At 45.5% G+C, this 21,141-nt stretch carries 10 protein-coding genes; 6 read left to right on the forward strand and 4 right to left on the reverse strand.

Going from position 1 to position 21,141, the window contains the following annotated elements; translation table 11 throughout:
- Positions 1-12 precede the first annotated feature (12 nt).
- The 3 genes from QUA00_RS00560 to QUA00_RS00570 all read left to right on the forward strand — a co-directional run bounded on the left by QUA00_RS00560 (position 13) and on the right by QUA00_RS00570 (position 12,441).
- Positions 13-11,115 (forward strand): peptidoglycan DD-metalloendopeptidase family protein, encoded by an 11,103-nt coding sequence (locus QUA00_RS00560; RefSeq protein WP_333408360.1) that lies wholly within the window; start codon positions 13-15, stop codon positions 11,113-11,115.
- A 280-nt stretch (positions 11,116-11,395) separates the two neighbouring features.
- Positions 11,396-12,235 carry a hypothetical protein gene (locus tag QUA00_RS00565; protein ID WP_333408361.1) on the forward strand — a complete coding sequence of 280 codons (840 nt, stop codon included), beginning with the start codon at positions 11,396-11,398 and terminating at the stop codon, positions 12,233-12,235.
- Positions 12,232-12,441 (forward strand): hypothetical protein, encoded by a 210-nt coding sequence (locus QUA00_RS00570; protein ID WP_333408362.1) that lies wholly within the window; start codon positions 12,232-12,234, stop codon positions 12,439-12,441. The genes QUA00_RS00565 and QUA00_RS00570 overlap by 4 nt, the downstream gene beginning before the upstream one ends.
- A gap of 136 nt (positions 12,442-12,577) precedes the next feature.
- Here QUA00_RS00570 and QUA00_RS00575 read toward each other — a convergent pair whose 3' ends face one another.
- Entirely contained in the window at positions 12,578-12,817 is a 240-nt protein-coding gene (locus QUA00_RS00575) for a hypothetical protein (protein WP_333408363.1), read from the reverse strand.
- Positions 12,818-13,046: 229 nt separating this feature from the next.
- On the opposite strand from QUA00_RS00575, the gene QUA00_RS00580 reads away from it, so the two are divergent.
- Entirely contained in the window at positions 13,047-13,490 is a 444-nt protein-coding gene (locus QUA00_RS00580; protein ID WP_333408364.1) for a retroviral-like aspartic protease family protein, read from the forward strand.
- A gap of 319 nt (positions 13,491-13,809) precedes the next feature.
- Positions 13,810-14,859 carry a GNAT family N-acetyltransferase gene (locus tag QUA00_RS00585; protein ID WP_333308895.1) on the forward strand — a complete coding sequence of 350 codons (1,050 nt, stop codon included), beginning with the start codon at positions 13,810-13,812 and terminating at the stop codon, positions 14,857-14,859.
- A 333-nt stretch (positions 14,860-15,192) separates the two neighbouring features.
- Here the strand turns inward: QUA00_RS00585 and QUA00_RS00590 are convergent, their stop codons facing one another.
- Positions 15,193-15,753, reverse strand: coding sequence for a type II toxin-antitoxin system Phd/YefM family antitoxin (locus QUA00_RS00590; protein ID WP_333408365.1), 561 nt, complete (start codon positions 15,751-15,753; stop codon positions 15,193-15,195).
- A 90-nt stretch (positions 15,754-15,843) separates the two neighbouring features.
- Here QUA00_RS00590 and metH point away from each other — a divergent pair, with 90 nt between their 5' ends.
- Positions 15,844-19,596: a methionine synthase gene (metH, locus tag QUA00_RS00595; protein WP_333408366.1), complete on the forward strand. Its 3,753-nt coding sequence runs from the start codon at positions 15,844-15,846 to the stop codon at positions 19,594-19,596.
- A gap of 185 nt (positions 19,597-19,781) precedes the next feature.
- On the opposite strand, the gene QUA00_RS00600 is transcribed toward metH, so the two are convergent.
- Both QUA00_RS00600 and QUA00_RS00605 read right to left on the reverse strand, forming a co-directional pair.
- A complete protein-coding gene (locus QUA00_RS00600; RefSeq protein ID WP_333103096.1) occupies positions 19,782-20,405 on the reverse strand; it encodes a hypothetical protein in 624 nt (207 codons plus the stop codon).
- Positions 20,406-20,674: 269 nt separating this feature from the next.
- Positions 20,675-21,001 carry a YbjQ family protein gene (locus QUA00_RS00605; RefSeq protein ID WP_172184303.1) on the reverse strand — a complete coding sequence of 109 codons (327 nt, stop codon included), beginning with the start codon at positions 20,999-21,001 and terminating at the stop codon, positions 20,675-20,677.
- Positions 21,002-21,141: the final 140 nt, after the last annotated feature.

The following is a 21,141-nucleotide window of genomic DNA, read 5'->3' on the forward strand; positions in this document are numbered from 1 at the left end:
GTGACACCACTGGTGACAATTGAAGAGGAAAAAAAGGCGATCGCGCCGACAGCCGCGACTCACTCTGTTTCCGTTTCCGAACCGAAAGCCACGACAATTGAAAGTAAACAAGAGCCGATCGCAACTTCTGTTTCTCCCTCAATCAAAGATGCTGGGGCTTCAGAGCCTACTGTGATGACAGCCGTGGAAACTGAAACGAAAATAGAGGCGATCGCACCGACTTCCACTAATCATGAACTCAATATAAATAAAGATGCGACAACTTCAGAAACGAAGGCAACAGCATCAACTTTAATAGGACTTACCCACGGGAACCCAGAAACCGGGGTTTTCTACGAAAATACTTCGTTGCAGCCCGCAGATTTGATAAAAAACCCGGTTTCTTCGATCGAAGTGCCTAATTCATTTTTAACTGAACCTCAAACAAAAACTAATACAAATCTGTCAACTGTCGAAACTACTAACGCTCAAAATCCAGTTATTCTCCCAACTCAAGAAGTCGCTAAATCAGAATTAGATATTCCTACAACTAACTCATTGTCGAATATCACACCTGGAGTATGGACTGTTGGCGAAACGGGTCAAGTCAGCTTTGATTTCCTCGTTGATGGCGGTCTTTATGAGGGAGAAATTGCGATCGTTAATTTATCGGGAATGGAGCAATATCCGCCGAATTCTGATGCTTTTAGACAAGAAGCAGTTAAACGTGCTTTAAGCAGTTCAGAATTGGGTCATATTGCGATTCGCGATCGCCTGGAAGGTGCGAGATTTAGCGGTGAATTTGGCGAACCAAATGTTAATCATGGTCAATACCAAGGTATCAAAACTTTTGCGATGCCACCAGGGGCTAAATTTGCAGTGATGTTAGTTCCTAATGGCACTGTGCAAGAGATATCGGAATCTCCCAGTCTTTGGCAGGATAAAACTCCCCTGTTTTCGATTCCAGCAGCTAATGCCGACAGTCAAGTAATGCTGGCTGATTTCACTGGAAAAGGTAATACTTTTGCTTGGGAAGATATACCAGGAAACCAGGCCGATCGCGATTTTAATGACTTAATTTTTGCGATCTATGGCGCGACGACCAACGTACCAGAACTCGCAGGAAATGTCAATGCCAATACTCAATGGCTGGAGTCAAAAGTCGGCCAGGAAATTTTAACTCAGTCTTTAGTTAACGATCAGCCTCCTGCGATTAAACCCGTTGCAGATGTTGCCTTGACTCCCGCACAACCAACCCGCACAATTGACCTTAGTCAAGTATTTATTGACCAGGAAACTAGCACTTTAAAATATGAAGTAGTTGATGGTAATAGTGCCTCGTTAGCTGTCAGTTTAGATGTAGATAAATTGCAACTGACAGGATTGCCACAATCAGGTGTTACTGATGTCATAATTCGGGCAACGGATGCAACAGGTAATTCTGTCATTCACAACTTTTCAGTTACTAATAGCAATCTCAGTACGGATTCCATTGCTGCTGTCAATACTGCCCTGACAGATTTAACGAAAGTCATTAATCAAAATTCGGCAAATTTCAGCGAAGGTTTGATCAGCGAAGCAGCCACAGAATCCCTGATCAATCTCACAACTTTATTAGAGCAATATCCCGATGCCCTGCCGCTGTTCAATAAACCAGATTCTCTGGCTAAGCTTGGCATAAGCGACAGCAATATTCCCACTCTCCGACAATTACTGCAAAGTCCAGAGGTGGGAGCGGAATTCGGGCTATCAGTGTCTTTAGGGGAAGCTTTAAGCCAGCCTGATTCCAGGGGATTTGATGAGTTTTTGCTGAATGCTGATGAGGCTATTTCTCTGCTGCCCTCTGATGCTAAGCAGCCGAAAGTTGGATTTATTGACTTTACGGAGGGAGAACACGTTCAGCGAGTTACTTCTGCATTTTCCTCGATTAATTCTCTGGCTAAGTACGACACTTTTACCGTCAATCGGGGGGATTGGGCTGAGCAATTGAGGCGGTTTGTAGATGGGGTGAAAGCAAATGGTGAAAATCGGGCGATCGCCAATCTCAGTTTCGATTTATCCCAATTAGATGATATCGGCATTACCACTCGTTACGAACTCACTCCTGAAGAACAAGCAGCGATTCAATATGCCCGCGAAAATAATGTTTTGCTAGTTGTTTCAGCAGGCAATACGGGCGGGGTAATGTCGGCTTTGGGAGCGGCTAGCAAGATATTTGATAACATTATTACTGTCGGTGCTGTCAATCAATTTGAGTCTAAAACTGACTATTCTGCCTACGGTGACGGACTCGATTTAATGGCTCCTGGGGGCTCGTGGGCGAACGATCCTAATGCTTTTGTCGGCACTTCGCGATCGGCATCCTATGTCACAGCCGCAGCTTCTTTAGTTTGGGCGGCAAATCCAGCATTAAGTTTGACACAAGTCAAGCAATTGCTGATAGATACAGCAGCGGATTTGAATACACCTGGATGGGATAAAGAAACTGGGGCGGGTTTGGTAGATGTGAAAAGTGCGATCGATCGCGCTTTGTCAATGGAACCAACTCCAGCCCCCGTAAAATCAGGGGTTCAGGTAAGTTTATTCAGCGGGGAAGGTCGCGTAGAGACTTTAGCAAGAGCGGCATCTGAGCCAACTCAAAAGGCGATTTCTGACTTAGAAAAAGCTCAGCAAGATTTACTCGAACAGTGGCAAATCTTAGCAGATTTGGGTAATCCGTCTCTCAACTTGTCAGATTTAGAAGCTGACACGATCACGAAAATTGCTGATGCTTTGAATAAGTATCAACAAGTGAGCACTGATGCTGGGATTACTGATGCTCACAACCAACAAAGAGTCGAAGAATTAGCCCTCGCCACGAGTCACTATCAAATTGAAAACGAGCGACTACAAAATCTTTTGGCACAGCAAAAGGAACTTGAGGATAGGTTAGCTAAACTTGGGGCAAATAAATCTGCTTTAGAGACAGAAACTCAAAAAATGTTAGAGGGAATTCAAGCACAAGTTGCCAAAGCTGAGTCAGATTTGGCTAAAGCTAAAGCTAAATTGCTCAATCCTTTTGCGAATGTTGGTGATAATTTGCAGACAGATCCCGCACCTTGGCGCGAAGCTGCAAATAAACAAGAGGAATTTGCCTCTAATTTCCTAGAACAAGCTGCGATTCAAAATGCAGAAGCGACGAGATTTAGTGCGATTTCTAATAACATTAATCCCCTCCGCTGGCAACCTGTGGGTTCAGAAAAAGGCAGATGCGGCCGCCGGCGAGAAATTTGGGGTATGGCAAATGACCCGAACTTGTTAAAACAGAAAAATAAATCGCAATGGCTATCCCAAATTGCTACTCAAAATTCTCAAAATTTACAGCAGCTATCACAGCAAGCAACACAGCAGCAAGGTACTTTGAATGAGTACGCTCAATTCCTAGAAGAAAGACCGAACAATCTCGGTGAAGACGGTATTGAGAAAGCCGATAAAGTGCTGCAAATTTTGGAAGCACAAGCCGTACAACAAGCAAAAATTGCTGAAAATTATGCTAATTTAGCTGCTATTGCTGCATCGCGCCAACAACAAAATCAAATTCAAGCTAATTGGCACAATTCTCAAATTAATCGTTGGGAACAAGTAGGTACTAAACGGACTGGTCGTTCTGGAAAAAATACCCAACCTGTTTATGGATGGGTACACTATCCCGAACATATTGGGCCGCGAGATATGGCTCAACAATTAGCTAATCAAGCCGCTTCGGAGTCGCAAGCTTACGTACAGTTAGCGCAACAAGCACAGCAACAAGCAAGCGCGCTGCAAGAACAGGCAAGAAAGTTAGAAACTGGAATTAAAGATTGGCCATTTTTGAAACAGGGAATTGACTATGAAATTGCGGCGGATGCGTTACGGGTGCAAGCTGAAAAAGACTTGTTGGATTTGCACGATCCGGTACAGCGGCAAAAGTTAGAAACGCTACTTCAAGAAATCGATCTAGCTGAAAAAGAACTGCAAAGACTGGAAAATGAACAGATTCCCGCGCAACAGCAGTTAACCGATTTAACCGAAAATCGGTTGAAAGAAAGTCAGGCTAAGTTAGAGGCAATTCAAGCTGAGAAAGCTGAAGCTGCGAAGAATTTGCAAAACTTTTTAGAAACTGCTGGTTTCTTGTTGCCTTATCGCGAGAGGTTGTGGGCGGTTGACAAACAAATTGAGAAGTTAGAATCCGAACAACTGAATGCGTTCAAGACAATGCTGGAGTTGCAGAATCAATTGCAGAAAAATCCTAGCGATACTTTGCAGCAACAGTTGGATAACTGGGGAAGTTATTTGCAGAATTTAGAGCAAGAATTGGCTTGGGCTAAGTTGCAGCGCGACCAGTTAGCAATGGCTTTGGCTGATTCGCCGGAACGATTGGCGATCGCATCTTTAATCAAAAATCTCGAAACCGCACCCACATCTATCAATCCAAAATCCAAAATCCAAAATCTACAATCCTATGAGGGAAGTAGCGCGAATTTCCTCGCCGGGTTTGATAATTTAGATAGTCGTTTAACTCAAGGAAAAACTGAGCAAGCACAAACAGATAAAGCTCTGGCTGTACTCAAAAAAGAATATCGCGAATTGGGTTTGAAGAAAGCCGATTTAGAAGATGTTCAGATTCCGGCTAAACAAAAGCAAATTGTTGATAAAGACAAGGAAATTGAGGGGACGGAAAGTGCGATCGCCCAAACTATATCCCGTTTATCGACGGTTTCTGCCGCGCAACTGACGGATATTCCAAGTGCGATCGCCTCTACAGATGCCGCAATTCAGCAGCAAAAATCTGCGGTACAAGGCTATCAAAATCAAATCAATCAAGCCTTTGCTGCAGCTAACTTCTGGGAAAGGGAACGACAAGGGCAACAAGCAGCAGCAGATTGGTGGAATAGTCAGATTTGGCAACAAGGAATTGTCGGTTATGAGAAACAACGAAAAAAGACAGTTCCTAAGTATGGCCCGGTTTACAATCCCCAAGCAGAAGCTAACCGAAATGCGGCTCAAGCTGCTGCTAATAATGCTGCTTATCAGCGAGATTTAGCTAGCTCAAATGCACAACTACTCAATGGGACTTTCCAGCCTCAAATTGCGACGGCTCAAGAACAAATAGGCACATTGGAAACAGACAGGAACCTGTTAATTCAGCTATCAGGATTAAATGCTCAAATATCGCAGCAACAACAGCAGCGGGATACTCTTGTCCAAGATTTAGAAAAGCTGAATCAACTAAAAGCTGATACCGAACAAAAACTGATTGACAAATATCTAGAAATTGAACTTACCAGTCAATACTTGGAGCAAGTTGAAGGTGAAGTCGATCGCCTGCAAAGTCGCCTCGATGTTCTCAATCGCACTGGTGTTTTACAAACTAAGTATCAGCAGGATTGGAACGCATGGCAGCAAGCAAATCAAACTCAAGTAACTGCCACTGAATCTTTATTGGCAACTCGTCAAGCTGGAGCAGCAGACAGGCAACAATTGGCTGATTTGCAGTCACAATTAAAGCCGGTTCAAGATAATTTGCAAAAAGGTCGATCGCTCCAAACATCTCTTGCCGATACTCAACAAGCCCTCGCTTTTACCAACCTGCAAATCGGCAATCAAAATTTAGTGATTCAAAGTGCGATCGATAACGATGCTGGACTCGCAGCAGCGGAACGAGCTTACTTGAATTTAGCTGAAGCAAGTCGGCAAAAAACCTGGTATTGGAACGGCCGTGCTTGGGCTTACAATGCTGGCGAAGCTGCGGCCTATCGCAGTCATTTGCAAGCAGCTTCATTTATCGCAGATGAGCGGAACAAACTGTGGCAACGCCGTCAAGAAGCAGCTAAAAAAATTAACGAACTCACTCAGAAAGCCGCCGAACAACAGTCACAAATTGCCACTCTTAACTCCCAGTTACAAGCGCTGGGAGGAGTGCCACAACTGGAAGCGGAGTTTAATCGGGTACAAAGTGCGATCGCCACTGTGAATCAGCGCTTACAACCCCTGCAAGATCGAGAAAACCAACTAATTAAAACCATCCAAAATGCAGCATCTCAGGCCGCAAATCTGGCAGGAGAACTCGCCCAAACAACTCAATTAAAATCAACAGCACTGCGTCAGTTAATTGGTTTGGGAATGCTTGCTTCGGAATCAGATGTTGATTTCTTTGCTACACAAGTCGAGCCGCAAGTCAATACTCATCTGGAAAAATTGCGCGGTCAAGGCCAGGATTTGACAAATCAAATCAATAGCATTAATGACTTAGTTGCTGATTGGGAACAACAACTCGCCAATACAACAGATCCGGTGAGTCAGGAATATCTGAAGAATTTGATTCAACTGTCAAAATCTCAGCTTAGCAGTTTAGAAGCATTGCAAGCATCGAGTCAGACTGCCGCTGACGATTTAGAAAAATTGCTGAAACAAGCAACAGAAGCCCTGCTTCCCTTGCGGCAAAAGCAAGAATTAGAAATCCGCCAGAAGCTAGAAAGCAATGAAAATCGCCTCAATGCTTTGCAGTCTCAGGTCAATTCCGAAAACGCGGCTGAGGCGGCAATTAAAGATGACACGGTGCTAGCTCATGCCCAACTTACTGACCAAGTTCGCCAAGATTTAACTAATAGCGTCAACAACACAACTCAAGACCTATTAGAGGGCAACCCGATGACTAAAAAATTGGGTGATAACCAGCAAAAATTGTCTGAATCTGTTGACACTTTGATAGCTGAAATTAACGATCGATTTGCTGAACCATACGGTGACTATCAGCGGAGTGAGGCGAATCTGGAGGACGGGATTAAGACTCTGGGGGTGGTGGAAAATCTCGCCGATGCACTTGATGGTAGTGTTACTTCTACTGAGCAAGCAATTGAGAAAATTAAACTCCGCATTAAACAGGATGATGAGTTGTGGCAAGAAATTGCTCCTATTGCGATTCGTTACGGTGTTGAGTCGCAGGAATTGAAGGATTATCAAGCACAAATACAGGCAATTCTCGGTTCCAAAACATCTCATACAGAGATAGATGCAGCTACTAAAGAATTAAGAGCGCAATTCCTCAAAGACCATCCTGAAAACGGTACAGCGATTAATTTGTTGCAAGGAGCAACTTTAGAAGGACGTAGCCCAAATCAGCACATATCCAACTTGTTAAATTCAACAGTGGATACATTGCTAGCTGCTGATGCTGTCGAAGGGCGAAATCCAAATCAAGCGCTATTTGATAAAGCAAAAGCCGAACAAGCATCACACGAAGCGCAAGGTTATGCGGCTTTAGCACAAGCGGCTTGGTACGAACAACAAGCGGCTTATAATTGGGCGGTCAGTCGCAAAAATGGCCCTTACTGGTACGAGCAACGCTGGGTTAAAAGACGCTCTGGAAAAGGTCATTGGGAGACTGTTACCCATGTTGACCATAATTGGATTCTTTGGAGTCAATATTCCCAAATATTTCCCCAGTTGCGGCAACAGGGAATTGCACATCTCGCAGAAGCCGATAAATGGCGCAAGGAAAAAGAGCGAATCGAACCGCTGGCGAAGCAGTGGACTGAGGCAAATAATGCGGCAAATCAAGCCCAACCTCCTGTTAAAGAAGCCCGCGATTTCTTTGCACAATTAGAAGAGGCTCGCAAGTCGATTCCAGGTGACAAAATTCAATTAGAATTCTTAGAAAATCTGTTGCCAACGCTGAAGCAACAGTTAGAACAAGCCGAGGCTGAAGCCGCCGCTCAAAATGCTAAAGTGCAGCAACAATGGGAAGAATACGATACTAATTCTGAGGAGTATCGCGCTGCTGTTGCTGATATCCTGGCACGTCGCGGCGAACTGAACAAACAAGCCATAGAAACTCAGCAACAAATTGCTGATGTAGAAAAATGGGTTGAGCGGCAAAGTGTAGCCCTAGCACCGGAATTAGCAGGCACGAAAGCGCTAATTGATTCCCTGAAACAGCAACAGCAAGCAATTACTAATCAAATTGCCGAATTTGTCAATCAAGGTGTCACTGTAGACGGTTTGCAAGATTTATACAGCAAAGAAGCACAGTTAAAACAAACCTTGCAGCTACTGACAAATAAAGCTGCAATCCTCACCGCCCAGCAAACCGCCCTGACCCAAAAACGCACGCTGTTAACAGCACAAAACGAGGTAATTCTTGCCGAACAAAGGTTACTCGATGCTTACATCAAAGACCCCGATGCCGACACTAGCAATTTGCAGCAACAATTGCAAGATGCCCGCGCTGCTTTAGCCGAAGCCCAGCGCTTAGCAGAACAAGCTGAAGCTGCCAGCAAGATTCTCACCGCACCATTGCAACAATTGAAGGAAGATTTGTTGGTGCAAAATGACGAACATCTCAAGCTAGCGAGGGAAAATCAACAGATTCTGAAAGCGTTGGTAGAAGCAACTCAGGCGAATGCTAACTACACCCTGCAAGCTGCACAAAAACAGCAAGAAGTCAACAATTTAGAGTTCCAAATTTTGCAGCGATTGCAGCAAGCAACTGACGCGGGTTTCAAAGAAGCGAAAGCGCTGTTAGAAGTAGCTAAGCACAACGACATGGCGACGGCGGCAGAGATTTACTATCGCGATTACAGCGATTTAGCAGGCGATAAAGGCAATAGCTCTAGCCCCGGTTTAGCTAAGCCAGAAGACCGAATTTTAGCAGACAGATACTATCAGGAAATGCTGAATAACCGGGAGTTACAGCGCCGCGCTCGATCGCAAGCAGATGCCTTTGGTACGGCGAGAAGAACCGCAGAAGCGCATATAAAAACGCTGCAAGCACAGCAAGAAACGGCTGCTAAATTGTTGAGCGATTTAAATGACAAAATTGCCACTACCCAGGAGGAAAGGGAAAAGAAAGAACAGGAATTAGCCATTGCTCAAGCACGTCTCGATGGCATTACTCGCATCCGCGAACAAACGGAACAAACCTTTATTCAGTTAGTAACCATCGAAAAACTGAATTTAGCCCAAGCGCAATTAGAGCAAGAAATTGCCGAATCGCGCCAGCAGGGAATTGATGAAGCAGTGCAAGCCAGGATGGAACGAGACAGAGTAGAAACGGCACGTCAGAGAACAGAAACTGTTGCCAAAATCGAACTGTTGCGGCAATTGCAAGCGGAAGACAATCTGCGGCAGTCCTTAAATCAGGCGCGGGGAAATCTGGGAATGACTACCCTGGAAGCAACGGACGATCCGGTGCAATTGCAAACACAATTAGCGGGACTTCTCGCATCGCTGAAAGATTTGGAAACTCAGCAGGAATCTGATTTGCCGGCGGATTTGAAGGCGTTGTTAGCAGAAGCGCGCGGTGATATCCATGAAGCGCTGCAAGGGAAAGAAGCGGCGAATATTCAGGAAAATCTGCTGAAGGCAATGGACGGTTTGATCGGGCAAATTCAGCAGTACAAAACTGAGATAAGTCGCATCGATCTAGAGGAACAGTGGGATACTCAGTTGTTGCAAACTGCCGAGACTGATTTGCAAGGTGCTTCTCAACAATTGTTGAAAGAGTTGCAGCGTGCTGAGGAATTATCGGGTGAAAAGCTGGTGATTGAGCCGCTGTATATGGAGGCTTTGACTAAGGTTGCTTATGCGGAACAAGCGGTGAGTATTTCTGAGGATTTGGCTAAGCAGTCGAAGGAAATGCTCGACCAAATTATCAAGCAGCGAATCGAACAGCGGAAACTTCGCAAAAAGATGTTCTGGATGAAGTTGCTGGGAATTATCTCTACAGTTATTGGGATAATGGCAACCATTGCTACTATTGGAGGTTTCGCACCTTTAGCAATTGGTTTAGGTGCAGCGAGTGCGGGAATTAGTGCCATTCAATCAGCCATAAGTGGCGACTGGATGGGAGCAATTTTCAGTGTAGTGATGGCTGGGGTAAACGTCGTTACTGCTGGAATGGGCAATGTCATCTCTGCAACAGCAATGAAGACGATTCAAGGGTTACAAGCTGTAGCTACAGGTGCTTTCAATGGAGCACGTTCTATTATGTCTGGTGACAGTATTTTAGGTGCGTTGCAAATCCTCGGTGGCTTTGCTTCAGCAGTGACACCAGGACTGAAATCGCTGCTCGATAAATGCTCCCCAGCTATCCAGAAAGTGATGGTATCGATAATTGGTTCGCTCCAGAAAGCCCCAGAATTGATTTACAAAGGTGTCAAATCAATTCAAAAAGGCGACTGGTTTGCAGCAATTGGTAATATCTTCAACGCTGCTCTTGCGATCGGTAAGAGCTTTGCTGGCAATTTCAACAAGGCTGTGGAGGGTATTTTGAAGACAGTTGATAAAGTTGGTAATACTGCTTTGTACTTAGGTAATGCGATTAAGGATGGTGGGATTGAGGGTTGGTTGTCTGGTATTGATGGGATTTTGGGTCTTTGGAAAGATGATCTGATGGGGATGGTTAAGGATATCAAAGAAAAGGATAAATTTGTCCCTAGTGCTGATGGAAATACTGCTGAAGATTCTACAATCTTAGAAGACAATACAGAGCCTAACCAGCTAGATGGATATCCAGTTGAGGGAGAAGGTACAGACAACTATTCTTGGCTGGATGCAGAACAACCGTGGCAGGGACAGGTGAGCGAAATAGACAATCAAACAACGCTTATAATTCAACCTGTCGAAGGTTCGATACCGACCCAAGACTCTGGAGCAACTGGAAACTCTAGCACAAACTCAACTGGGAGCAGCCCATCTAATCGACCATTTAGATACCCAACTGATGTAACCACTATCAGGTCGCCGTTTGGTTACAGAATACATCCTGTTAATCATATTCCTGAAGGTCACAGAGGTGTTGATATAGCTGCACCAGCTAACGCCTCTGTAAATGCTGTGGCTGATGGAGTTGTCATTAGTGCAGGATCAGCAAGAGGTTTTGGAAATTGGGTCAGAATACAACACCAGAATGGATTAGTTTCTGTCTACGGTCACTTAGATCCAAGAATACCAGTAAATGTAAATCAAAGGGTAACACAAGGTCAACGCATAGGAACAGTGGGTGCAGGTCGGGTTGGAACATCCACAGGTCCTCATCTACATTTTGAGGTACGGGAGAATGTCTCAGTCAGCAATCCTTTGGGAACGCCAAGAAATCCCATAAATTATCTGCCTTAAGTCTATTGCCAAATTCGATTCTCCTATTCACACACCATGCGATCGCTTTCTAAAACCCCTCTCTTTCTCCAACCTACCCAAAGATTGATCGCCCTTCCCCACTCTATCGATCCCAAATCTCATCAAAAACTCAGAGGTAATTATGTCTTCTCAAAACATCCTGCAACAAATCAAAAACTCCCACTCCCTTTTACCAGCGAGTCGCGATTCGCCACCGACACCCTACGCGATCGCATCTTATTAGACTATCAGCACTCATATTTTTGGAGGAATTAATTCTATGGCTGGGATCAAGAAATTATCAATGACTATCGTAGGAGCGACAGTTTTTGCTCTGGGAACATCAAGCGCAGCGCAGGCAGCAATTTTTGTTTCTACTAGCAGTGAAAAAGTTGGAATAGTCGATCCATCAACTGGGTTATTTACACCAGTTGCCAGCAGCCCAGCTTTTCAGGATATAGCGTTTTCAAACGAGGGAACTTTTTTTGGCATCACGGTAAGCCAGTTGTACAGAGTCGATCTAAGTTCTGGCACAAGTTCGTTGATTGGCAACCTTGGAATCTCGACACTGAATGCTTTAGGTTTTTCGCCTGACAACGTACTCTATGGAGCAGGTTCGGATACGGGGTTATACAAGATTAATACCCTGACTGGCGCTGCCTCCTTAGTAGCTTATATTCCAGGCTTTGTTTCCGGTGGTGACATAGTATTCGATCCTGTCAATAATCGATTTTTAGGTGCAGCCATTTATGGAGCAAATACTAGCTTATTTTCCCTAGAAACGACTGGTGTGGCTGGCAAGATAGGTGATATTGGTTTCCATATAGTGGGTTTAGCTTTTGATAACGGGAATCTCTTCGGTTACACCGGTTCTGGTGACCAGATCGTTATCGATCCAGCAACAGGAAAAGGTACTTTTTCTAAAAAAGTTGTTGATGATAGTGGTAGTCAGGTGACGACTTGGGGAGCTGCTTCAGCACCATCAGCAGGCAACCCCACAACTTCTGTACCTGAACCCACTTCTGTCTTCGGTAGTTTATTGGCATTTAGTGCTTTTATTGCCAAAATGCGGATGAAACGCAAACGGCAACAAAAAACCCTGGCTTCCACTGGCAGTTGATAAAAAATCGCGCGATCGCTCCTCACAAACCCATCTTTTTCTCCAACCTACCCAAAGAGCGATCGCGCTTCCTCAACCCCGAAAATCTCATCAAAAACTCAGAGGTAATTATCTCTTATCAAAACATCCTGCAACAAATCAAAAACTCCCACTCCCTTTTACCAGCGAGTCGCGATCGCCTCCGATACCTACACGATCGCCCTTAGCAAAAATCTCAACAAACAGAAACCTGTGCGATCGCCCCTCTCCCAGAAACCGGGTTTCTGCGATCGCTTTTGCATTCCAACGAAATATTTAGGAAGAAACCCGGTTTCTCGATCCACGCGATCGCCCCATTCTCGATTATTTCCGCAGCACTGAAGTGATAATGACTGTAATAGTAGCACTACCAATTAAAGTAAAAGCAAGTTGCACCACCCACTGAGTTGTTTGCTGGTAATTAGAAAAGCGATCGTTGAACTTTTCAGAGTCATTCGATAGCCTATCCACACGATTAGATAGCTGGCTCACATCAGTCGATAGCTTGTCTAACTTTTCGATGACATCTCCCAGGGTTTGTTCTTTATTAATTGTACTTGTCATTGGTTGTGTTTTAACTCGCTCGATAATTCTATTGTACTCTATTGCCAGAGCGATCGCGTCGATGATATGAGGGCTATCGAGTACACCTAATTCCTACCATTTATCACCCCAAAAATCGCCTTGCCATGCAGTCTATGTTATATTCAAGAGTAAATATAAAAGCATCGCTGCTCAAAACAAGTTATAATTAAAGGACGTAATCAGTCCCACTATCCAGTAGGAGACAGCTATGCAAACTAAAACCAACAAAGCAATGGGAAAAGTTTTCGCCACTCTGAGAATCATCAATCGAGCCGACCAAATTCGGGCAGAAGATGGGACAATTTCACTAGAGCAAATTCGGTCGATAACCCTCAAAAATGTATTGGTAGATACGGGTGCAACTACCTTGTGTTTGCCGCAAGATACGATCGCCCAACTCGGACTGAAACTCCTGAAAGAAGTAGACGTAGCCACCGCAATGGGCATCGGCAAAGCCCGAATTTTCCGAGATGCCACCATATCCATGTTCGATCGCGAAGGCACTTTTGAGTGTTTGGAGTTACCCGGAGGTAAAGATGCTCTTTTGGGAGTCATACCTTTAGAAGCATTGGGGTTAGAAATTGACTTACAAAATCAAATTTTAAAACCATTGCCCATTAGTCCAACAGAAACTTATTTGACGATTTTGTAGCGAGATTCATCCAAGATTTACGCACTCCGATCGCAGAAACCGGGTTTTTGGCGGTTTTTGCCTGCTGTAACCAAGTATTTTCGTAAAAACCCGGTTTCTGGCCACCCCTCCACACGCCAACTAAAGAAACCGGGTTTTTCAGCAGATTCAAGGCTGTAACCAAGTATTTTCGTAAAAAGCCCCGTTTCTGGACTCCCATCGAAAGTCCTATATATTAACTTTTGTTACAAAAACTCGGCTTTTGCGTAAAAATACCCCGCGAAATCCCAATACACAATAGAAGGCTTTCACCTTTGATGCAAATTCACCCCCAAAAACTATGACAGCCGCAACTATGCCGATCGCCCCCATCGCCCCTTACAGCCACCGTCTAGCCACCGCAGAAGACGCAAAGGATCTCGCCCCCCTCTGGCAAGCATTCGCCGCAGAACGCGAATCCATCGACCCCTCAATGCTGGTCAAACCTAACTTTGACTTTGAAAAATACGTCACCAACCAACTCGAAAAACCACTTTCTTTCTGCTGGTTATTAGAACATAGCGACAGCATTATCGGCTGTCTATTTATCTACTATTACGACGAAGCCCCGCCCGCCAGTCTCCCCGAATACTTGATTCAACAACACAACATTGAAAATCCGTTTCAATCCCGCCGCGTCGGTTCCGTTTTGGGGATGTACGTCCAGCCAGAACATCGGAAACCCGAAGCAATTCAAATGCTAGCAAAAGCAGCGATCGCCCATGCTAAGACCATGAAAGTCAGCGATATAGACTTGCTAATTGCAGCCGACCAACCGGGCATTCAAGCCATGTTGCAACGCGCTGGATTTACCAAAGCTGCCGTACAATATACCCGCCATTACGATATGGCAATGGATGCTGAATTACCGAGTTTACACCCGCCCCATCCCGAATTGCCCGAGGTCGAATTGCCTGCACCGAAAGCAATTCCTCTACGCCATCCGCAAACTAACGAACTCCTTCGCAATTCTCAAGGAGAACCTGTTTTTTTGATGCCCTTAGCTGATGACAAAGGTGAATTGCTGAAGTCATCTAGCGGTCAAACTATTTACCCCGAATTGTTGCTAGACCCCGCAACTAATTCTTGGGTTATTGATGGGGAAGACAAATTAGTGGCTTGTCCGATTTTGCGGGATGAAAATGGACAAATTGTCGAGAATCAAGACATTGTTCAATTTTATCGTCCTGCTTACCAAATTATTGATGGAAAACCTGGTCTAATGCGAGATGCGACTGGTAATTATGTATTTTGTGATGTTGAACTGGACAAACAGGGGAAAATAGTGAAAAGTCCTGATGGCTTTCCCATTTTTAAACAGCCGCAAATCCAGATTAGGACTTACGCATAAATACCAAAGAAACCGGGTTTTTTACCAGTTTTGAAGGCTGGGATGCAAGATTTTTCTAAAAAACCCGGTTTCTGCGTCCAGGAATATCATGACTTATATCAAATCCGGTTGCATCGTCCTGGTACGGGCAGGGCGGGTTTATATAATTTGTCGATACTTATTAAATATCTCGGCGAACCCGCCCCTACAAAAATTTATATAATACTAGGACGAATCAAACGGAAATGATATTACGCACTCCGACGAAAGAAACCGGGTTTTTTACCAATTTTTAAGGCTGGGATGCAAGATTTTCGGAAAAAACCAGGTTTCTGCGTCCAAAACTATACTTATTCACATCAGGATCGCCTTTCGTTCAGCTATGACATAATCCGGCACCCAAAATCTATCTACAGACATCAGAATAGCTACAGGCATAAAAATATCAACATCGTCTCCCATCTCTTCCGTGGGCAGCAAGCCAAACAATTCATCATCTTGGTTAACGTAGGCTAAGATATTATCAAAATCCTCTAAAAGTTCGTCCGGGTAAATGCAGTGGATTCCTCCTTCATCTTCATAATATTCTTCTTCGTGAGGCAAGAATTGCGACGGTTTGAGTTCGGCAATCAGATAGCCTAGCTTGTGAAATTCTGCTTCAGGAACGATCGCACCTACATCTTCCCCCGCTTCCTGTAACAGAATCCGATCGCCCTTAAACATCACTCGTTTAATGATGGCGATCGCATTTTCCCGCAAATCCTCAACATTTAAACGAAAAAATCCCTCACCTGTGATCGCCCGTTTGTCCCCCGCAGCCCCACCCACAACATAATTTTGACAATTATCCAGGACGAGCGGTAAAATTACAGGTACGATCGAACTACTGTCAACAGCATTAAATCCTTCAGTCATTAGTCATTCCCCAAGATTCACATAACTGTTGAGAATATTGCACAATAGATAAAATTGTAAATATATAGCACCTAAGTTTTTTTACCGCCGATGAATAGCAGATTCCTCGATCGACTCCACCACCCCTCACGCCCCGTCATCGTCTTCGACGGCGCGATGGGAACCAACCTGCAAGTCCAAAACCTCACCGCAGAAGACTTTGGCGGCAAAGAATACGAAGGCTGCAACGAATATCTCGTCCACACCAAACCCGAAGCAGTCGCCAACGTGCACCGGGGATTCCTCGAAGCAGGGGCCGATGTCATCGAAACAGACACCTTCGGCGCTGCTTCCATCGTACTCGCTGAGTACGATTTGGCAGACAAAGCATATTATCTCAACAAAACTGCCGCCGAACTTGCCAAGGGTATCGCCGCCGAATTTTCCACACCCGAAAAACCTCGATTTGTCGCAGGATCGATCGGGCCAGGCACCAAATTGCCAACATTAGGACACATTGATTTCGACACACTCACCGCCGCTTTTGCCGAACAAGCAGAAGGACTTTATGACGGCGGCGTTGACTTATTTATTGTCGAAACTTGTCAAGATGTGCTGCAAATTAAATCAGCATTAAATGCCATTGAAGAAGTATTTAAGAAAAAAGGTGCGCGAATTCCGTTAATGGTATCAGTCACAATGGAAGCCACCGGCACAATGTTAGTCGGTTCCGATATCAGCGCCGCCCTAGCCATTTTGCAGCCGTACCCGATCGACATTTTAGGCCTGAACTGCGCCACCGGGCCCGATCGCATGGCAGAACACGTCAAATACCTTTCCGAACATTCGCCCTTCGTCGTTTCCTGCGTTCCCAACGCCGGTTTACCCGAAAACATCGGCGGCCACGCGCACTACAAACTCACGCCAATAGAATTAAAAATGGCCTTGATGCGCTTTGTCGAAGACTTAGGCGTGCAAGTCATCGGTGGCTGCTGCGGCACCCGCTACGATCACATCCGCGAACTAGCAGAAATTGGCAAAACTCTTAAACCCAAAATCCGCGAAATTACTTGGGAACCTTCCGCCGCTTCAATTTATAGCGCCCAACCCTACGAACAAGAGAATTCCTTCTTAATTGTCGGCGAAAGACTCAACGCCAGCGGTTCCAAAAAATGCCGCGATTTACTAAACGCCGAAGACTGGGACGGTTTAGTAGCAATGGCCAGGGAACAAGTGCGAGAAGGCGCGCACATTCTCGATGTCAACGTTGATTATGTCGGCCGCGACGGCGTGCGAGACATGAAAGAATTAGTCTCCCGCGTTGTGACTAATGCAACTCTCCCTTTAATGCTGGATTCCACCGAATGGGAAAAGATGGAAGCAGGATTAAAAGTTGCGGGCGGCAAATGTTTGCTGAATTCCACTAACTACGAAGACGGAGAACCGCGTTTTTATCAAGTTTTGGAGTTGGCGAAAAAATACGGCGCGGGCATAGTTATCGGTACAATTGACGAAGACGGGATGGCCAGAACTGCTGACCAAAAATTTGCGATCGCCCAACGCGCCTATAACGCCGCTGTCGCCTACGGAATTCCCCCCCAAGAAATCTTTTTTGACACCCTAGCATTGCCCATTTCCACCGGGATTGAAGAAGACAGAAAAAACGGCAAAGCTACCATCGAATCCATCCGCCGCATCCGCCAAGAATTGCCAGGATGTCACGTAATTTTAGGAGTTTCTAACATTTCCTTCGGCTTGAATCCGGCGGCGCGGCAAGTTTTAAATTCGATGTTTTTGCACGAAGCAATGCAAGCGGGGATGGACTCGGCAATTGTCAGCGCCAATAAGATTTTGCCCCTGGCTAAAATCGACCCCCAACACCAAGAAATTTGCCGTAAACTCATTTACGACGAACGGGAGTTTGACGGCGATATTTGCGTTTACGACCCCTTGGGCGACCTGACAACGGTGTTTGCGGGCAAAACTACCAAGCGCGATCGTACAGAAGACGCCAGCCTCCCGGTCGAAGAACGTCTCAAGCAGCACATCATCGACGGCGAACGCATTGGGCTCGACATCCAACTCGCCAAAGCATTAGAAACCTATCCGCCCCTCCACATTATCAATACCTTCTTGCTAGACGGCATGAAAGTAGTCGGAGAATTGTTCGGTTCGGGACAAATGCAACTGCCATTTGTATTGCAGTCAGCAGAAACCATGAAAGCGGCAGTTGCCTATTTAGAACCGCACATGGAAAAGTCCGAATCCGGGGACAACGCCAAAGGAACATTTATCATCGCTACTGTCAAAGGCGACGTTCACGACATCGGAAAAAACTTGGTTGATATTATTCTATCAAACAACGGGTACCGAGTGATTAACTTGGGAATTAAACAGTCGGTTGACAATATCATCGAAGCTTACGAAAAGCACAAAGCCGACTGTATAGCGATGAGTGGCTTGCTGGTAAAATCCACCGCCTTCATGAAAGAAAATCTGGAAGTATTCAACCAGAAAGGAATCACGGTTCCGGTAATTTTGGGCGGTGCGGCTTTGACTCCCAAGTTTGTACATGAAGACTGCCAAAATACTTATAAAGGTAAAGTCATTTACGGCAAAGATGCGTTTTCCGACTTGCACTTTATGGACAAACTCATGCCAGCCAAATCTGCTGGTAAATGGGAAGATTTGCAAGGATTTTTAGATGAAATAGGGCAGGATAATGGGGCGGTTAAAGAAGCTAAAGCGGCGTCCGAAACTTCTGTAGAAGATGCCAAGAAAGCAGACACTCCTGTGGTGATAGATACCAGGCGATCCGAAGCAGTTGCAGCAGATATCGATCGCCCGACTCCTCCTTTCTGGGGCACGAAACTGTTGCAGGGAGAAGACATCCCCTTTGAGGAGATTTTCTGGCACTTAGATTTGCAAGCTTTAGTTGCGGGCCAGTGGCAGTTCCGCAAGCCCAAAGACCAATCGCGGGAAGAATACGATGCTTTCTTAGCTGAGACAGTTTATCCGAAATTGGAAGAGTGGAAACACAAAATTATCGCCGAAAAGTTACTGCATCCGCAAGCAATTTACGGGTATTTTCCCTGTCAAGCTGAAGGCAATTCTTTGTATGTGTACGACCCGCAAATTATGAATGGCGGGCAAACAATAATCAGTGGCGGGCAAACAATAATCAGTGGCGGGCAAACAATAATCAGTGGCGGGCAAGATGCCCGCCCCACAACAGAAAGTGGCACAGGCATCTTGCCTGTGGCTGGAACAGAAAGTGGCACAGGCATCTTGCCTGTGACTGCAACAGAAAGTGGCACAGGCATCTTGCCTGTGACTGCAACAGAGAGTGGCACAGGCATCTTGCCTGTGACTGCAACATTCACATTTCCCCGGCAAAAATCGGCGCGCCGACTGTGCATTGCCGACTTCTTCGCGCCCAAAGAATCGGGTAAAATCGATGTATTTCCCATGCAAGTAGCGACAGTGGGAGAAATTGCTACAGAGTACGCGCAAAAGCTATTTGCTAACCATCAATATACCGACTATCTCTACTTTCACGGGTTAGCGGTACAGACAGCCGAAGCAATAGCAGAATGGACTCACGCGCGAATTCGTCGGGAATTGGGCTTTGGTAGCGAAGAACCGGACAACATTCGCGATATGCTAGCGCAAAGATATCGCGGTTCGCGGTACAGTTTTGGCTATCCCGCTTGTCCGAATATGGCGGATCAGTACAAGCAACTGGAATTGTTAAAGTGCGATCGTATCAACCTCTACATGGATGAAAGCGAACAACTTTATCCCGAACAATCAACAACCGCAATTATCACCTATCACCCAGCCGCCAAATACTTCACCGCTTAATTTCTAGGGTGCGCTATAAGCACCTTTCTCTCGTTTTTCTCGTTCCTTCTCCTCGTTCCCAGGCTGTGCCTGGGAACGAGAAACCTGGGAACGAGAAAAAAAATAGTTCACGAATTCAAGCAACAAAAAAGCACCTTAACAAAAGTGCTTTCATGAATATGAACTTTCCGTGTCGAACGAAACTTTTATGAGTAATTCCGGGGAGTGCGGGCGCCGGCAGATGCTCCTACCATCGAAGCAACTAAACCCAATAGTGAGCCGAACAAAAACGACCAACCAGCTTTCGCGGCATTACCAGCAATATTGCGAGCATCCTGAGCAGATACGTTAGGTGCTCGGTTCGGCAAATTCACCCCGCCCTGCTGCGCTTGATTAATTGCTTCTCCCGCATTCGCAGCTATGACGCCAAAAGTACCGGCCACGCCATTTGCTAACAGCCAAGAGCCAATTGTTAAGGTCGTTGCCCACAAAATTGCTCCGTTCAAAAGCGCTGTGTTGCGATTCATTGGGCCGCAAGCGCGAGCAGTTACCCAACCGCCAACGGCCAAGCTAATTAACAAACTGATAATTGACCAAATTCCGACGCCGGTACCCACGTCTCCTGAAATACTGCGCGGAGCTCCTGAATTAGCAATGTTGCTCAAGCCGATCGCAGCGCCCAATGCACTTAACACCAGTTGTGTGCCGATCGCAATTACCAAACCTGAAAAAATCGGGCCCCAACGTACTCGATCGTGGTATTCCATCACTGAATTTACGACCACGGGTTCGGTACCAACGTTATCTACAGGTCTATTTACGTATGACATAGGTTTTTTTTTCCTCTTAGAGTTGCTTTAATTTTTAACAATCTTTCACCTAAGCATTGATTGTGGCTGAGATTGATAGAAACTATATCTGCCTGGGGAAATAACCAGTATCTATGTCTGAAGAAATAAACGAAAAAGTCATCAGCCCTCAGCCAGCCGCTATTAGCTAATGACTGATGACTGATGACTGATGACTGATAACTATTTTATCCCGTTAGAAAAGTTCCCGGATGTATACAGGAAATGCGGACGTATACAGAAAATACAGCTTAACGCAATCTTACAGCCGTTCCCACGGCAGTAATCAGCAGCAAAGCCCCGCTGGAGTCTACATTAATCGTGCCGGTGTCAACTTCCACCCCGATTACGGCATTGGCGCCGAGGCGCTGGGCCCGTTTTTCCAGTTCCGCGAGGGCATCTCGCTGTCCTTTGAGAAACACTTCCTCGTAACTGCCGGTGCGCCCGCCGATGATGTCGCGAATGCCCGCGAAGAAGTCTCGCAGGGCATTGGTGCCGTAGACCACCTCAGCAGTTACAATTCCCAGGTAAGATTGAATTTCTGCTCCTTGGATGATATCAGTTGTTGTTACAATCATCAGTTGGCCTCAATCGCGAAAATTTTGAGTGTGTCTTGTTCTGTAGATTTACTACATCTAGCCGCTCAAACATTCCTGGTAAACCCTAAGCTGTCAGCTTAACAAGGTGACAGCCACTCGCTCTTCCATTCCACACACTC

Source organism: Microcoleus sp. T2B6 (genome assembly GCF_036700475.1).
Taxonomy (GTDB): domain Bacteria; phylum Cyanobacteriota; class Cyanobacteriia; order Cyanobacteriales; family Microcoleaceae; genus Microcoleus.

Coding starts and splice junctions, on each gene's coding strand:
- QUA00_RS00565 (WP_333408361.1), top strand. CDS start 11,396: ATGGCTGGGATCAAGAAATTATCAATGACTATCGTAGGAGCGACAGTT.
- QUA00_RS00575 (WP_333408363.1), bottom strand. CDS start 12,817: ATGACAAGTACAATTAATAAAGAACAAACCCTGGGAGATGTCATCGAA.
- QUA00_RS00580 (WP_333408364.1), top strand. CDS start 13,047: ATGCAAACTAAAACCAACAAAGCAATGGGAAAAGTTTTCGCCACTCTG.
- QUA00_RS00585 (WP_333308895.1), top strand. CDS start 13,810: ATGACAGCCGCAACTATGCCGATCGCCCCCATCGCCCCTTACAGCCAC.
- QUA00_RS00590 (WP_333408365.1), bottom strand. CDS start 15,753: ATGACTGAAGGATTTAATGCTGTTGACAGTAGTTCGATCGTACCTGTA.
- metH (WP_333408366.1), top strand. CDS start 15,844: ATGAATAGCAGATTCCTCGATCGACTCCACCACCCCTCACGCCCCGTC.
- QUA00_RS00600 (WP_333103096.1), bottom strand. CDS start 20,405: ATGTCATACGTAAATAGACCTGTAGATAACGTTGGTACCGAACCCGTG.
- QUA00_RS00605 (WP_172184303.1), bottom strand. CDS start 21,001: ATGATTGTAACAACAACTGATATCATCCAAGGAGCAGAAATTCAATCT.